This window comes from Micromonospora sp. NPDC047465, from assembly GCF_040643125.1.
Classification (GTDB): Bacteria; Actinomycetota; Actinomycetes; order Mycobacteriales; family Micromonosporaceae; genus Micromonospora.
On sequence record NZ_JBEYTP010000038.1, the window covers coordinates 20,179 to 34,584 of the forward strand.

14 protein-coding genes are annotated in these 14,406 nt (G+C 74.5%); 10 read left to right on the forward strand and 4 right to left on the reverse strand.

Going from position 1 to position 14,406, the window contains the following annotated elements; all coding sequences use genetic code 11:
* The first annotated feature begins 23 nt into the window (after positions 1–23).
* Together ABZ793_RS27075 and ABZ793_RS27080 are read left to right on the forward strand one after the other, a co-directional pair.
* The gene (locus tag ABZ793_RS27075; protein ID WP_350707556.1) at positions 24–350 is read left to right on the forward strand and encodes a hypothetical protein; all 327 of its coding nucleotides are present in this window, start codon (positions 24–26) and stop codon (positions 348–350) included.
* An 88-nt stretch (positions 351–438) separates the two neighbouring features.
* Entirely contained in the window at positions 439–1,410 is a 972-nt protein-coding gene (locus tag ABZ793_RS27080) for a DNA primase small subunit domain-containing protein (RefSeq protein WP_357462024.1), read from the forward strand.
* Positions 1,411–1,519: 109 nt separating this feature from the next.
* On the opposite strand, the gene ABZ793_RS27085 is transcribed toward ABZ793_RS27080, so the two are convergent.
* A complete protein-coding gene (locus tag ABZ793_RS27085; RefSeq protein WP_357462025.1) occupies positions 1,520–2,026 on the reverse strand; it encodes an Lrp/AsnC family transcriptional regulator in 507 nt (168 codons plus the stop codon).
* A 105-nt stretch (positions 2,027–2,131) separates the two neighbouring features.
* Here ABZ793_RS27085 and pdhA point away from each other — a divergent pair, with 105 nt between their 5' ends.
* The 5 genes from pdhA (at position 2,132) to ABZ793_RS27110 (ending at position 9,069) form a co-directional block, all read left to right on the forward strand.
* Entirely contained in the window at positions 2,132–3,298 is a 1,167-nt protein-coding gene (gene pdhA / locus ABZ793_RS27090) for a pyruvate dehydrogenase (acetyl-transferring) E1 component subunit alpha (RefSeq protein ID WP_357462026.1), read from the forward strand.
* A complete protein-coding gene (locus tag ABZ793_RS27095; RefSeq protein ID WP_357462027.1) occupies positions 3,298–4,314 on the forward strand; it encodes an alpha-ketoacid dehydrogenase subunit beta in 1,017 nt (338 codons plus the stop codon). The genes pdhA and ABZ793_RS27095 overlap by 1 nt, the downstream gene beginning before the upstream one ends.
* A complete protein-coding gene (locus tag ABZ793_RS27100) occupies positions 4,311–5,678 on the forward strand; it encodes a dihydrolipoamide acetyltransferase family protein (protein ID WP_357462028.1) in 1,368 nt (455 codons plus the stop codon). Before ABZ793_RS27095 ends, ABZ793_RS27100 begins: the two co-directional genes overlap by 4 nt.
* 137 nt (positions 5,679–5,815) lie before the next feature.
* Entirely contained in the window at positions 5,816–7,480 is a 1,665-nt protein-coding gene (locus ABZ793_RS27105) for a right-handed parallel beta-helix repeat-containing protein (RefSeq protein WP_357462061.1), read from the forward strand.
* A gap of 323 nt (positions 7,481–7,803) precedes the next feature.
* The gene (locus ABZ793_RS27110; RefSeq protein ID WP_357462029.1) at positions 7,804–9,069 is read left to right on the forward strand and encodes an Ig-like domain-containing protein; all 1,266 of its coding nucleotides are present in this window, start codon (positions 7,804–7,806) and stop codon (positions 9,067–9,069) included.
* A gap of 191 nt (positions 9,070–9,260) precedes the next feature.
* Here the strand turns inward: ABZ793_RS27110 and ABZ793_RS27115 are convergent, their stop codons facing one another.
* Positions 9,261–10,283, reverse strand: a complete 1,023-nt coding sequence (locus ABZ793_RS27115) for an SMP-30/gluconolactonase/LRE family protein (RefSeq protein ID WP_357462030.1) — start codon at positions 10,281–10,283, stop codon at positions 9,261–9,263.
* 201 nt (positions 10,284–10,484) lie between these two features.
* Between ABZ793_RS27115 and ABZ793_RS27120 the strand changes: the two genes are divergently transcribed.
* Complete coding sequence (locus ABZ793_RS27120) at positions 10,485–10,835, forward strand: STAS domain-containing protein (protein ID WP_357462031.1); 351 nt, start codon at positions 10,485–10,487, stop codon at positions 10,833–10,835.
* A gap of 113 nt (positions 10,836–10,948) precedes the next feature.
* Here the strand turns inward: ABZ793_RS27120 and ABZ793_RS27125 are convergent, their stop codons facing one another.
* Both ABZ793_RS27125 and ABZ793_RS27130 read right to left on the reverse strand, forming a co-directional pair.
* Positions 10,949–11,341: an FKBP-type peptidyl-prolyl cis-trans isomerase gene (locus tag ABZ793_RS27125; RefSeq protein WP_350707573.1), complete on the reverse strand. Its 393-nt coding sequence runs from the start codon at positions 11,339–11,341 to the stop codon at positions 10,949–10,951.
* 241 nt (positions 11,342–11,582) lie between these two features.
* Positions 11,583–12,155 (reverse strand): hypothetical protein, encoded by a 573-nt coding sequence (locus tag ABZ793_RS27130; RefSeq protein ID WP_357462032.1) that lies wholly within the window; start codon positions 12,153–12,155, stop codon positions 11,583–11,585.
* A gap of 214 nt (positions 12,156–12,369) precedes the next feature.
* Between ABZ793_RS27130 and ABZ793_RS27135 the strand changes: the two genes are divergently transcribed.
* Together ABZ793_RS27135 and ABZ793_RS27140 are read left to right on the forward strand one after the other, a co-directional pair.
* On the forward strand, positions 12,370–13,068 hold the full coding sequence (locus tag ABZ793_RS27135) for a CBS domain-containing protein (RefSeq protein WP_357462033.1): 699 nt from the start codon (positions 12,370–12,372) through the stop codon (positions 13,066–13,068).
* Positions 13,069–13,445: 377 nt separating this feature from the next.
* Complete coding sequence (locus ABZ793_RS27140) at positions 13,446–14,396, forward strand: TerC family protein (RefSeq protein ID WP_357462034.1); 951 nt, start codon at positions 13,446–13,448, stop codon at positions 14,394–14,396.
* Positions 14,397–14,406 lie beyond the last annotated feature (10 nt).

Consider the following 14,406-nt stretch of genomic DNA (forward strand, 5'->3'; position numbering starts at 1 on the left):
GGTCGCACGGGATGGAGCCGCCGATGACGGTCGTCAGGGGTCTGCGGGAAGCACTGGTGCTGTTCGTGATCGCGCTCGTCGTGGTCGCGGCCGCCGCCGGCGTCTGGGTCGCCCTGGGCGGCGGCGACTTCGTCTACCGCTTCGGCATCGCCCTCGTGGTGGTCGGTGGGCTGCTCGGGATCACCGGTGACCTCACCCTCAGCCGCATCGGCATGATGGGGGCGCGCGCCACCTTCGGCGTGGCGCCCGAGCGCGAGGCCGCCGGCGAGGGGCGGGTGCTCACCGGGATCGGGATCTTCCTGTTCGTCGGTCTGCCGCTCATGGCCGTGGGCATCATGCTGATCGCCTGAGACCGGGCCCGCCGGCCGTGTCGGAGGCGCTTCGCCGGGGGGCCGCGACGGGCCGTGCCGACCGGCCCGCCGGGTTACGGTGTGGGGCGTGGCGACGCCGGCCGAGGAGATCAAGGTGGGGGAGCGGCTGGTCCGCGTCTCCAGCCCCGACAAGCCCTACTTCCCCGAGTTGGGGCTGACCAAGCTGGACGTGGTGCGGTATTTCCTGGCCGTCGGCGACGGCGTCCTGCGCGCCCTGCGGGACCGGCCGACCATGTTGGAGCGGTGGCCGCGCGGCGTCTTCCCGGGGGCGAAGATCGGCACCCGGCAGGACAACCGGGGCGACGCCTTCTACCAGAAGCGGCTCCCGGCGGGGGCGCCCGAGTGGGTGCGCACCGCCCACATCACCTTCCCGAGCGGGCGTACGGCCGACGAGGTCGCGCCGAGCGAACTGGCCGTGGTGATCTGGGCGGCGAACCTCGGCACGCTGCGGTTCCACCCGTGGCCGGTCTCCGCCGCCGACGTCGAGCGGCCCGACCAGCTCCGGATCGACCTCGACCCGATGCCCGGGGTGGGCTTCGACCAGGTGGTGCCGGTGGCCCACGAGGTGCGCGCGTTCCTCGACGAGTTGGGGCTGACGGGCTATCCGAAGACCACCGGCGGGCGGGGCCTGCACGTCTACCTGTCGATCGAGCCCCGGTGGAGCTTCGGCGAGTGCCGGCGGGCGGTGCTGGCGCTGGGCCGGGAGATGCAGCGCCGGCTGCCGGAGCTGGTCACCACCACCTGGTGGCGGGAGCAGCGGGACCGCCCGGTCTTCGTCGACTACAACCAGATGTCCCGGGACCACACGATGGCCTCGGCGTACTCCATCCGCCCCACCCCGCAGGCGTTGGTCTCCGCGCCGCTGGACTGGTCGGAGCTGGACGACGCGCGGCCGGAGGACTTCGACGTCACCACGATGCCGGCCCGGTTCGCCGAGCGCGGCGACCCGCACGCGGGCCTCGACGACCGGCGCTTCTCGCTCGAACCGCTGCTGGAGTTGGCCGACCGGGAGGGGCTGGAGGCCCCGCCGGAGCGCTGAGCCCCCAGGCCGCGGCGGACCGCGGCCGGAGCGCCGGGTCCGCGGGCCGCCGCGGGCCCGGCCGGCGGGCCGCCGGAGCGGTGCGCCTGCCCGGCCGTCCCGGAGCGGCTCACTCCCACGGGCTGCGGTCGCCGTCGAACTCGTCGAAGACCAGCCAGGTGCGGGTGGACAGCACCCCGGCGATGCTCTGCACCCGGCCCAGCACCACGTCCCGCAGCGTGGCGTTGTCCGGCGCCCGGACCAGGGCCAGCACGTCGTGGTCACCGCCGAGCAGCGCGGCGTGCTCGATGTAGCGCACCCGGGCCAGCTCCGCCGACACCTCCCGCCAGGTGTTCTGCTCGATCTTGAGCGCGACGTACGCCGAGGTGCCCAGCCCCGCCGCCTCGGGCGCGACCTGGGCCCGGAAACCGGTGATCACCCCGTCGCGCAGCAGCCGCTCCACCCGCGCGTACGCGTTGGTGCGGGAGATGTGGATCCGCTCGGCGAGGGTGCGCACGGAGGTGCGGCCGTCGCGGACCAGTTCGTCGAGGATCCGCCGGTCGACTCCGTCGAGGGGTCGGGCCGAACGTCCCGTTCCGGCGGCCGACTCCGCACTCGGCCCGGATTCCTGGCTCATCTCGGCGCCTCCCGCATGCCATCCGTCCCGCGTTTGTCATGGATCTTGAGTCAATCATCCGACGGCAGGAGCATAGGCCCACCACACGTCCCAGGAGGTCCCGCCGTGACGACCACACCCGAGGCGGTCCGCAGGGCATCCCCGCGCAGGCGTCGGGCGGCCACCCCGCCCGACCCGGCCAAGCCGCTGCTGCCGGCCACCGAGCCGGTCCGCCTGCTCGATCCCGCCGGCACGCCGCTGCCCGCCCACGCCGACTACCCCGAGCCGCCCGTCGAGGCGCTCGCCGACATGTACCGGCGGATGGTCATCGGCCGCCGCTTCGACATCCAGGCCACCGCCCTGACCAAGCAGGGCCGGCTGGCGGTCTACCCGTCCTCGCGCGGCCAGGAGGCCTGCCAGGTCGGCGCGATCCTCGCCCTGCGCGAGGACGACTGGGTCTTCCCGACCTACCGGGAGTCGATGGCGCTGGTCTCCCGGGGCATCGACCCGGTCGAGGTGCTGACCCTGCTGCGCGGCGACTGGCACTGCGGGTACGACCCCGCGGCCCGGCACACCGCCCCGCAGTGCACCCCGCTGGCGACCCAGTGCGTGCACGCCGCCGGGCTGGCCTACGGCGAGGCGTACCAGGGGCGGGACACCGTCGCGCTGGCCTTCATCGGCGACGGGGCCACCAGCGAGGGCGACTTCCACGAGGGCGTGAACTTCGCCGCCGTGTTCAAGGCGCCGGTCGTCTACTTCGTGCAGAACAACAAGTACGCCATCAGCGTCCCGCTGTCCCGGCAGACCGCCGCCCCGTCGCTGGCGTACAAGGGCGTCGGCTACGGCGTGCCCAGCGAGCAGGTCGACGGCAACGACCCGGTGGCCGTCCTCGCGGTGCTCACCCGCGCGGTCGCGCACGCCCGCTCCGGCAAGGGGCCGTTCCTCGTCGAGGCGCACACCTACCGGATGGAGCCGCACACCAACGCCGACGACGCCACCCGCTACCGCGACGGCGCCGAGGTCGACGCCTGGCGGGACCGGGACCCGGTCGCCCGCCTGGAGACGTACCTGCGGGCGCGGGACGTGCTCGACGACGCGCGCGTCGCCGCGATCGCCGAGGAGGCCGAGGCGTACGCCGCCGACCTGCGTACCCGGATGAACGTGCAGCCGACGGTCGACCCGATGAGCCTCTTCGCGCACGTCTACGCCGAGCCCACCCCGCAGTTGGTCGAGCAGCGCGAGCAGGTCCGCGCCGAGCTGGCCGCCGCCGCAGACGAGGAGGGTGAGCGCTGATGGCCGCCCTGACCATGGCGAAGGCGCTCAACGCCGCGCTCGCCGACGCGATGCTCGACGACGACCGGGTGGTCGTCTTCGGCGAGGACGTCGGCGCGCTCGGCGGCGTCTTCCGGATCACCGACGGCCTCCAGGCCCGGTTCGGCGACAAGCGCTGCTTCGACACCCCGCTCGCCGAGGCCGGCATCGTCGGCTTCGCCGTCGGGCTGGCCATGTCCGGGCTGCGCCCGGTGGTCGAGATGCAGTTCGACGCGTTCGCGTACCCGGCGTTCGAGCAGATCGCCTCGCACGTGGCGAAGCTGCGCAACCGCACCCGTGGCGCGCTCAGCGTGCCGATCGTCATCCGGGTGCCGTACGCCGGAGGCATCGGCGGGGTCGAGCACCACTGCGACTCCAGCGAGGCGTACTACGCCCACACCCCCGGCCTGAAGGTAGTCACCCCGGCGACGGTCGAGGACGCGTACTCGCTGCTGCGCCAGGCGATCGACGACCCCGACCCGGTCGTGTTCATGGAGCCGAAGAAGCTCTACTTCTCCAGCGCCGACGCGGAGCTACCCGCGACCACCGCGCCGATCGGCCGCGCGGTCGTGCGCCGCCCGGGCCGCGACGCCACCCTCGTCGCGTACGGGCCGGCGGTGCCGGTCGCGCTGGAGGCCGCCGAGGCCGCCCGCGAGGAGGGCTGGGACCTGGAGGTGGTGGACGTGCGCAGCATCGTGCCGTTCGACGACGAGACCGTCACCGCCTCGGTCCGCCGTACCGGCCGGTGCGTGGTGATCCAGGAGGCGCAGGGCTTCGCCGGGGTCGGCGCCGAGATCGCCGCCCGGGTGCAGGAACGCTGCTTCCACGCCCTGCACGCCCCGGTGCTGCGGGTGTCCGGCCTGGACATCCCGTACCCGGCGCCGATGCTGGAGCACACCCACCTGCCGTCGGTGGACCGGATCCTCGACACGGTGGCCCGGCTCCAGTGGGACGACCAGCCGGACGGGCGCTGGCTGACCCGGGGGAGCGCGGCGTGACCACCGTGGACGGGGCGCAGGTCTTCCTCCTGCCCGACCTGGGGGAGGGGCTGAGCGAGGCCGAGATCGTCGAGTGGCGGGTCGCCGTGGGCGACGTGGTCACGGTGGACCAGACCGTCGTCGAGGTGGAGACCGCCAAGGCCGTCGTCGACGTGCCCTGCCCGTACGCCGGGCGGGTCGTCGCGCTGCACGGCGCGGCGGGTGAGATCCGCCCGGTCGGCCAGCCGCTGGTCACCATCGCGCCGGTGGACGGCGACGGCGGGGCGGGCGACGAGCCCGCCGGGCACGCCACCTACCGCGAGGAGGAGCGCGCCGGCTCCGGCAACGTCCTGATCGGGTACGGCACCGGCCACGGCGGCTCGGGGCGGCGGCGTCGCCGGCCCCGCCCCGCGGTCGCCCTCGACCACCGCCCGGCCGAGCCCCTGGCGGCGCCCGCCGCCCCGGCGGTGCCGGCGGACCGCCCGCGCGACGCGGCGCCCCTGGTCATCTCGCCGATCGTGCGCCGGCTGGCCCGCGAGCACGGCCTCGACCTGGCCGCGCTGCGCGGCACCGGCCCCGGCGGGGTGGTGCGCCGCGCCGACGTGGAGGCCGCCGTGGCCGGGGCCGCCTCGCCGGCCGCCCGGCTCGCCGCGGTGCCGGACCAGCCCACCGGGCCGGACGCCCCGGACGCGGCGGACGTGGTCGTCCCGCTGACCGGCATCCGCAAGGCGATCGCCGACAAGCTCTCCCGCAGCCGGCGGGAGATCCCCGAGGTGACCATCTGGGTGGACGTCGACGCCACCGGGCTGCTGGAGACCCGGGCCGCGATCAACGCGGCGACTCCGGACGCGCCGGTGAGCATCCTGGCCCTGCTCGCCCGGATCTGCCTGTCCGGGCTGCGCCGGTTCCCGCAGCTCAACGCCCGCGTCGACACCGAGGGCCAGCGCATCGTCCAGTCCGCCGGGGTGCACCTGGGCATCGCCGCCCAGACCGACCGGGGGCTGGTCGTGCCGGTGCTGCGGGACGCGCAGCGGCTCACCACCGCCGAACTGGCGGCCGAGCTGACCGCGACCACCTCGGCGGCCCGGGCCGGCACGCTGCCCCCGGCCCGGCTCACCGGCGGCACGTTCACGCTGAACAACTACGGCGTCTTCGGCGTCGACGGCTCCACGCCGATCATCAACCATCCCGAGGCGGCGCTGCTCGGGGTGGGGCGGATCGTGGACAAGCCGTGGGTGGTGGACGGGCAGCTCGCGGTGCGGAAGGTGACCCAGCTCAGCCTGACCTTCGACCACCGGGTCTGCGACGGCGGGGTGGCGGGGGGTTTCCTGCGGCACGTCGCCGACTGCGTCGAGCAGCCGGCGCTGCTGATCGCCAACGTCTGACCCGCCGCGACGGCCCCGGTTCCGCCTCCCGGCGGTGCCGGGGCCGTCGCCGTCGCGGCGGGCGTTTCCCGGAATGCGGGCCGGGAATGCGGGCCTGGCTGTCCCGCCGAGGGGAGGACGAGGTGGCGTACCCGGACATGCCCTCCGCCGGCGGCGTGCGCCGCTACGCGGTCGCCGGTGCCCCGCTGCTCTGCGACGCCCGGGAACACGGCCTGGTGGGCGACGGCGCGACCAACGACCAGCCGGCCCTGGCGGCGCTGGTGGACCGCCTCGGCGACGCGCACGCCGCCGACGGCCGGGTCCGGATCATCTACTGCCCGCCCGGGGTGTACTCGATGCGGGACTCGGGCACGGTCTGGCGCTCCGGGGTGTCGCTGATCGGCGCCGGCCCGGGGGCGACCCGCTTCGTGCTCAGCAACGCCGGCAACCGGGCCGACCCGGCCCCGCTGGCCTTCCACACCGTGCAGCAGCACGGGGCCGGCCCGGACCGCCACCTGGCCGACTGCACCTTCGCCGACTTCGAGATCGACGGTTCGGGCGTGGCGTCGGCGGACTACAACCCGCTGGCCAAGGGTCTCGGCCTGCAGTACGTCGTCCGGGGTGTGTTCCGCAACCTGCACATCCACCACACCGCCGCCACCGGCCTGGGCTGCGACTTCCTCCAGGACTGCCTGATCGACGGGGTGCTGGTGGTCGGCTGCGGGCGGCTGGACAACGGCACCCAGATGGGCGGCGCGGGCGTCGGCGTCGGCGTCGGCGGCTGGGGCAGCGTCGAACGGTTCAACATCGTCAACTGCAGCGCGGTGGACAACGCGACCAACGGGATCTTCCTGGAGTTGCAGGAGGCGAACCACCTGCGCCCGCGCGGGGTGCGGATCATCGGCTGCCACGCCCAGGGCAACCGGTTCGGCATCTCCGACTGGGGCGCGAACGGTTTGATCGTGTCCGCCTGCACGATGACCGGCAACCTGGAGGCGGGCTTCCACGTCTCGGCGAAGGGCACCACGCACACCGCCGGGCGGGCCGGCATCCTCACTGACTGCGTGATCGACGGCAACCTGGGCGACGGGGTCAGCATCGGCAACACCCCCGGGCCGTACACGATCCGCGGCAACCGGATCAGCGGCAACGGCCGGTACGGCTACCACCAGCGCAACCTCGGCGGCGCGGAGGAGCAGATCGCCGAGGAGATCGTCATCGAGAGCAACGACTTCTACGGCAACAGCGCCGACGCCATCCGCATCGACCGCCCGCTCCGCGACATGATCGTGGTGGGCAACCGGATCCGCAACAACGGGCGGCAGTGCGCGCCGGCGATGAGCGGGCGCGGCGACTCGGTGCGCTACAGCGAGCGGAAGGTGGTGGACCGGCGGGCGACCTGGCCGAACGACGGTCACCGGGGCAAGGTGGTGCGCGTCGGCGACAGGATCGCCATGGTGGCCGCCAACGACGACAGCGAGCTGACGCTCGCGCCGATCCGCCCCGACGCCTCCAGCGGGTGGAGCGGGGGCACGCCGCTGCCGGGATCGCCGTACGAGCTGCCGGCCGGCCCGCCGGTGCGGGCCGGCATCACGATCAACGCGGCGGTCGACTCGGCCACCATCCGGGGCAACCGGATCTGGGACAACAAGAACCCGAGCACCCAGAACCACGGCCTCTGGATCACCGACGAGGGCAGTTGCGTGGACTGCCGGGTGGAGGACAACGACCTCGCCGGCAACGCCGACTCCGCCATCCGCATGGACACCCCGCCGGTCGGCGGCCGGTGGGAACGCAACCACGGCGACGACGACTGGACCTGAGCCGGCGCCACGCGGGTGGCCGAGGCCGCCCGGCCGTTGGCCGTCGCCACCGCCACGAGGCCGGGGCGGGGCACCGGGGGCGGGTCGGGCGGGAACGGCGCGGGGCGGCGCAACCGGGACGCGGCGGCATGGCCGGGCTCCGGCGGTGCCGGTCCGGGCGATCCCGGACGGACCCGGAAACGGGGGCGGCCGGACCCATTCCGCGCAGTCCGGCAAATGCGCCCCATAATTGCTTTTCCCTTTTCGCCGAAAATTGCGCGCCCGTCCGGGCGGTATGGAGAGAATGTGGCGGAGGAGGACGCCAATTAACGGGGGGACGCATCATGAAGTTGAGGCGGCGACTGACGGTTCTGGCCGTGACCATCGCGGCCACGCCGTTGGCCCTCGGCGGGTGCACCGCCGACCGCAAACCGGGTGCCGGGCCGGCCGAGGGCCGGGCGACGGCCCCGGAGCTGGCCGTGACGCCCGCCGACCGCGCCCGCGAGGTGCCGGTCAGCGCCGAGGTGGGGACCGTCGTCAAGGGTGGACGGGTCACGTCGGTCCGGATCACCGACGACAAGGGCGCGGAGATCAAGGCGGAGCCCCGGGAGGACGGCTCGGGCTGGGTGCCGAGCAAGCCGTTGCAGCCGCGGCGCACCTACACCGCGGAGGTGACCGCCACGGGTGACTCGGGGAAGACCACCACCCGGAAGACCACCTTCACCACGATGCCGAAATCGTCGAAGCCGGAGATCACCAGCACGTTGTATTTTGCCGGCAACCGGACGTACGGCACCGCCATGCCGGTGACCGTCGCCTTCGACCCGCCCATTCCGAAAGAGGCCAGGGCGGACGTGCAGCGTCGATTGTTCGTGAAGACCGACCCGCCGCAGCCGGGCACCTGGTCGTGGGTGTCCGACGGCAGCCAGGTCTATTACCGGGCCCCCGACTTCTGGCGCCCGGGCACCACGATCAGCGTCCGGGCCGGGCTGGAGGGCCTGCCGATCGGCAAGGACCGGGTCGGCGATTCCGACCGGACCGCCACTTCCAAGATCGGCCGGCAGGTGGCTCTGGAGATCGACAACGCGACCAAGCAGATGTCCGTGGTGCGCGACGGCAAGGTCGTCCGCAAGATCCCGGTCAGCATGGGCAAGCCGAGCACGCCGACCTCCAGCGGCAAGATGGTGATCATGGAGAAGCACGAGCAGACGACGTTCGACACCCGGGGTTCGGCCGACCCCTACGTGGTCGACGTCGAGGACGCCCAGCGCCTCACCTGGGGCGGTGAGTTCATCCACGCGGCGCCGTGGTCGGTGGGGGACCAGGGCAACACCAACGTCTCGCACGGCTGCACCAACGTCTCCAACGAGGCCGCGGACTGGCTGATGGGCGTCACGCAGGTCGGCGACCTGGTCACCATCAAGGGCACCGAGGTCGGGCTGAACGAGGGCAACGGCTGGACCGCGTGGAACGTCGGCTGGGACGAGTTCGCCAAGGGCAGCGCGCTGCCGGTGCCGGCCGGGCTCCGGCCGGCCCCGTCGCAGGCCCCGCACCCGGGCGCCGTGGCCGGGGGCTCGCCGGTGCCGGCGCCGTCCGTCCGCGGCGGCTGACCAGGCCGTACGCACACCGGGGACCGGTCCGCCGCCAGGCGGGCCGGTCCCCGACCTGCCGGGCCGGCGGGGCGTCGTCGTGTCACCGGACGTGGCCGGGTCTCGTCGTGCCGCCGGACGTGGTCCACACTCGTGCCGGACGTGGTCCACGGTCGTGCCGCCGGACGTGGTCCGGCCGGTGTCGCCGTGGCTCAGGCCAGCGGCACCCGCGCGATCCCGGGGCCGGTGAGGCTGCCCAGCCAGAGGTGCTCGCCGTGCTGGCGCACGCCGGTGACCATGTCGTAGCTCCCGCGCGGCCCGTGCAGGGTCCGCAGCACCCGCCCCTCGCCGTCGACCAGCGCGACCAGGCCGTAGCGCAGCGGCTTCGGCTGCACGGCGGCCGGCAGGACCGCGACGAGCTGGCGCAGCCGCGGGTGGGGCAGCAGCCGTTCGACGATCGGCACCCGGGGGCTGGGCAGCGCGATCCAGTACGTCCCGTCGCCGACCGGCGTCAGATTGTCCGGGTACGCCGGCAGATCCGCCAGCACGGTGACCGCCCCGTCGGGCAGGGCGACCCGCACCAGCCGGTGGGTGGCGGTCTCCACCAGCATCAGCGCCGACTCGTCCGGGGTGAGCGCGATCCCGTTGGGGAAGTAGAGCCCCGCGCAGACGACGTCGGTGCGCCCGCTGCGCGGGTCGTACGCCAGCACCCGCCCGTTGGGCCGGTGCTCCAGCAGGTCCCGCTTCCAGTGCGAGACGGGAAAGCGGTCGGAGGAGTCAGTGAAGTAGACGGTGCCGTCGCGGGCGACCGTGGCGTTGTCTGCCAGGTGCGCCCTCGCGCCGACTCCGCCCAACTTCCGCACCGCCCCGTCACCGGTCACCCGCAGCAACCCCCGGTACGCGTCGCACACGACGAGGCTGCCGTCGAGCGGGTCGACCTCCACGCCCAGCGGCCGGCCGCCGGTCTCGGCGAGCGGCCGGGGCCGGGTGCCCGGCGGCGCGTCCACCGGCCACCACCAGAGCCGGCCGTCCTCGGTCCCGCTGACCACCCGCCCGGACGGGTCGACGACCACGTCCTCGGGGCCGGCGACGCCGTCGGGCAGGGGCAGCAGTTCGGCGGAGTCGAGCCGGCGGTCGGTGGGGGCCCATGGCCCGTCGAGCGGGGGCGGGAGGGTGGCGGGCTCACGGACGGGACGGATCAGCCACGGCGCGCGGGGACGGGGAGGAGCGACCATCGGCCCATTCTCGCCCGCCGGTGTGGCACCCGCCGGCTCTCGACGCCGGGCGGCGGCGCGGGTGGGCCGGAGATCATCGCGGTGGTGCGTTCCTCCTCCCTGAGGAGGATCAGGGAGGCCCTCGGGGGTGACCCTGGGTGGACCCGGATCCCGTCCCTGGGCAGGGCGGAAATGTCGGTGGTGGGGGCTAGATTCGTCGGCATGGGGCAGCGTGAGGACAGGTTCCACGTCGAGGTCAGCGTGGACGACTACGTGGTGGACGTGCGGGCGACCGGCGAGGTCGACATCGCCACGGTCGCCGCGTTCCGCTCCGCGCTCTGGGCGGCCCCCGCCCGGCCGGTGCTTCGGCTGGATCTCTCGGGCGTCCGCGTGCTCTCCGCCGCCGGGGTGCGGGCGCTCGTCGCCGCGCACCTGCGCATCCGCGCCCGGGGCGGCGAGTTGGTGCTGCTGCACCCCGACCCGGTGGTCGCGCGGGTGTTGCGGGCCACCGGCCTGCACCGGGTCATCCCGATCGTCGACTCGTGCGCCGACCGGGAGCTCGTCGCCTGCTGACCGCCCCCGGCCGATCGGGTGCGCCTGCTGACCACCCCCGGCCGATCGGGTGCGTGTGCGGCCCGGGACCGACCGCGCGTGGGCGGGTCGGCCCCGGGCCCGTGCTCAACGGCTCAGCGGACGCCGACCAGGTCGACGACGAAGACCAGGGTCTCGCCCGGCTTGATGACGCCACCGGCGCCCCGGTTGCCGTAGCCCAGGTGCGGCGGGATGGTCAGCCGGCGCCGGCCGCCGACCCGCATGCCCACCACGCCCTGGTCCCAGCCGGCGATGACCTGCCCGGCGCCGAGCCCGAATTGGAACGTCTCGCCCCGGTTCCAGGAGGAGTCGAACTCGCGGCCGGTGGAGTGCGCGACCCCCACGTAGTGGACGTCGGCCAGCTGCCCTGGCTGGGCCTCCGGCCCCTCGCCGACGGTGATGTCCTCGATGACGAGATCGGCGGGCGGCGCGCCCTCGATCGGGCCCACCTCGGGCTTGCCGGAGCGGGCGCCTGCTGCCTGGTTCATACGGGAGTCTCCTGCCGTTTCGGTCCTGATGTCCCGGTCACCATCCTGCCGGATGGCGACCGGTCGGCGCGCGGCGGTCCCGGGAGGAGTTCGCGTGCGTCGACGTGTCGGCGATGCGCGAGCCCGAGGCGCCGTCGGGCAGGAGAGCCGGGCCCGGCCGGGCGCGACGAGTCGGGCGTACGCACGGACCAGCGGGCGTCACCGGTGGTGACGCCCGCTGGGGGTGAGGTGCCGGACCAGGTCAGCGGAGCCAGGGGAGCCGCCGGACGAGGGGGAGCTTCGCCCAGGCCGCGCCCAGGCCCAGGGTGGCGCCGGCGTTGACGAGCGCGAGACCGACCAGCAGGGCCGCGTTGAGCAGGTGGTCGTCGAGGAAGGGGTTGTTCTCGGGGGGCAGGACGACCGTCCACATCATCACGTAGAGCACCACGCCCGCGACGGCGGCGACGCGCATCCCGATGCCGAGCAGCAGCGCCACGCCGATCGCGGCCAGGCCGGTCATGAAGAGCACGTCCGCCCAGGCGGCCCCGGCGATGCCGTTGTAGAAGCCCTTGAAGGGGCCGGCCGCGCCGAAGGTCAGGAAGCCCTTGGTGGGGCTGCCGCCGTTGATCCAGGCGTTCTTCGCCTCGGTGGCGTGCCCCAGGCCGAAGACCTTGTCCAGGAACGCCCAGAGGAAGGTCCAGCCGAGGGCGATGCGGATGCCGGCGAAGACGTACCGGGTGGCACGCTCCCGGGTGGTCTCGGCGGGGCGCCGGATCTGCGCCGCAGGGGCGATGGTCCCGGTGGTGATCCGCTCGGTCGCGGTCATTGTCTCCACGTCCCTTCGTGTACCTCGCACCGCGCTTCCCGGTGGCATCTCCATTGGACACCCGCCGACACCCGCCGGGCAGGGCCGACCGGGCCCCGCCGGACCGGGACCTTGGGCCCCTTCCACACCGGTCCACCCGGCCGTGCCGACCCGGTCCCGCGACCCTGACCCGGCGGGCGGTCGCGGCCATACCGTCGCAGGTGCCAACGGCAGGGAGGTCGTGATGAGGACGTGGCAGGTGGGCGACGTGATGACGCGGGACGTCGCGACGGTGGGGGAGGAGACCCCCTACCGCGAGATCGTCGACGCGCTGGTCCGGCGGGGCATCAGCGGCGTGCCCGTGGTGGACGGGTTCCGCCGGGTGCTCGGCGTGGTGTCCGAGTCGGATCTGCTGCACAAGGTGGAGCGGGCCGGGCACCCGGACGAGCGGCGGATCTTCGAGGGGCGGCGGCGCCGCAGCGCCCGGGAGAAGGCCGACGCGCTGCTGGCCCGCGAACTGATGACCGCGCCGCCGGTGACCACCTGGCCGGAGGCGGCCATCTCCGCCGCCGCGCGGCAACTGGACCGGGAGTCGGTGAAGCGGCTGCCGGTGCTCGACGATCTGGGCCGGCTCGTCGGCATCGTCACCCGGGGCGACCTGCTGCGGGTGCACCTGCGTACGGACGCGGAGATCCGCGAGGACGTGGTGCAGGAGGTGCTGCGCCGGGTGCTCGCGGTGCGGGACGGCCTGGTCACCGTCAAGGTGCGCGACGGTGAGGTGACGCTCGACGGCCGGCTGGACCGGCGCAGCGCGGTCGAGCTGGCGGGGCGGCTGGCCGGGCAGGTCAGCGGCGTGGTTCGGGTGACCAGCACCATCGCGTACGACGTCGACGACCGCACGCTCGTCGAGCGGGACGCGGGCCCGGTCACCCCGGTGGCCTGACCGGCGACGCCCGGGCCCCGCCGTCCGGGCGGGGCCCGTCGGCGTGCCGCCCGCCCGGGCCCGCGCTCCCCTCCGGCCGACGGCAGCCGGCGCCTGAGGCCCGGGAGCCGCCGGGCAGCGGCGACCGGGCCTGGCCGGCGTCCGCCGACTTGCCCGGACGGCCGGCGTCCGCCGACTTGCCCGGACGGCCGGCGTCCGCCGACTTGCCCGGACGGCCGTCGGCCGGTGGGCGGCTCGCCTAGGCTCGGGGGCGGGCGCGGTGCGGCTCCGCCGCCGAGCCCCGCCGCGGGCACCGCGCCCGCGCCGGAGCCGCCGGGCACGCGGCGCGCGCGGGGAGCGGAGCCGCCCCGTCCCGTCGTGGATGCGGAGGGCGCCGGGTGGACGAGGCGACGTTCGCGGCGCCGCTGTGGGCCTGGGCGGTGGTGGGCGCGGTCATCGCCGTCATGCTGGCCGTGGACCTGCTCTCCCACCGCGACAACCACGTGATCGAGCTGCGCGAGGCGCTGGTGTGGAGCGGCGTCTGGATCACCGCCGGGCTCACCTTCGGCCTGGTGGTCTGGCTCTGGCGGGGCGGCGATCCGGCCGTGGCGTACTTCTCCGGCTACCTGCTGGAGAAGGCGCTCTCGGTCGACAACGTCTTCGTCTTCGCGCTGCTGTTCGGCTACTTCCGGGTGCCCGCCGGTTACCAGCACAAGGTGCTCTTCTGGGGGGTCGTCGGGGCCCTCGCGTTCCGGCTGGCCTTCATCTTCGCTGGTGCCGCGCTGCTGGAGCGGCTGGCCTGGGCCGGGATCGTGCTCGGCGCCTTCCTGGTCTGGACCGGGTGGCGGCTCGCGGTGCGCGGGGAGCCGGACGTCGAACCGGACCGCAACGTCGCGGTCCGGTTGTTCCGGCGGCTGGTGCCCACCGAGCCGCGCTACCACGGCGGCCGGTTCACCGTCCGGGTCGACGGCCGGCGCAGGGCCACCGTGCTGCTGGTCGCCCTGATCGCGATCGAGGCCACCGACGTGGTCTTCGCGATCGACTCGGTGGCGGCGATCCTGGCCATCACCACCGACACGTTCCTGGTCTGGACGGCGACGGCGTTCGCCGTGCTCGGGCTGCGCAGTCTCTACTTCTGCCTGGCCGGGCTGCTGCGGCACTTCAGCTACCTGCGGTACGGGCTGGCCGTCCTGCTGGCCTTCGCCGGGGGGAAGCTGATCCTGGCCGAGACGCCGGTGGGGAAGCTGCCGGTCTGGCTCACCCTCGCCGTGGTGATGCTGACCCTGTCGGTCGCGATCGGCTGGAGCGTGCTCGCCGCCCGTCGGGAGCGCCGGCACGCGGGCTCCTGACCCGACCGAC

Excerpts from the sequence above, each read along its gene's own strand:
- ABZ793_RS27075 (WP_350707556.1), top strand. The coding sequence starts at position 24 with ATGACGGTCGTCAGGGGTCTGCGGGAAGCACTGGTGCTGTTCGTGATC.
- ABZ793_RS27085 (WP_357462025.1), bottom strand. The coding sequence starts at position 2,026 with ATGAGCCAGGAATCCGGGCCGAGTGCGGAGTCGGCCGCCGGAACGGGA.
- ABZ793_RS27095 (WP_357462027.1), top strand. The coding sequence starts at position 3,298 with ATGGCCGCCCTGACCATGGCGAAGGCGCTCAACGCCGCGCTCGCCGAC.
- ABZ793_RS27105 (WP_357462061.1), top strand. The coding sequence starts at position 5,816 with ATGCCCTCCGCCGGCGGCGTGCGCCGCTACGCGGTCGCCGGTGCCCCG.
- ABZ793_RS27110 (WP_357462029.1), top strand. The coding sequence starts at position 7,804 with ATGAAGTTGAGGCGGCGACTGACGGTTCTGGCCGTGACCATCGCGGCC.
- ABZ793_RS27115 (WP_357462030.1), bottom strand. The coding sequence starts at position 10,283 with ATGGTCGCTCCTCCCCGTCCCCGCGCGCCGTGGCTGATCCGTCCCGTC.
- ABZ793_RS27120 (WP_357462031.1), top strand. The coding sequence starts at position 10,485 with ATGGGGCAGCGTGAGGACAGGTTCCACGTCGAGGTCAGCGTGGACGAC.
- ABZ793_RS27125 (WP_350707573.1), bottom strand. The coding sequence starts at position 11,341 with ATGAACCAGGCAGCAGGCGCCCGCTCCGGCAAGCCCGAGGTGGGCCCG.
- ABZ793_RS27135 (WP_357462033.1), top strand. The coding sequence starts at position 12,370 with ATGAGGACGTGGCAGGTGGGCGACGTGATGACGCGGGACGTCGCGACG.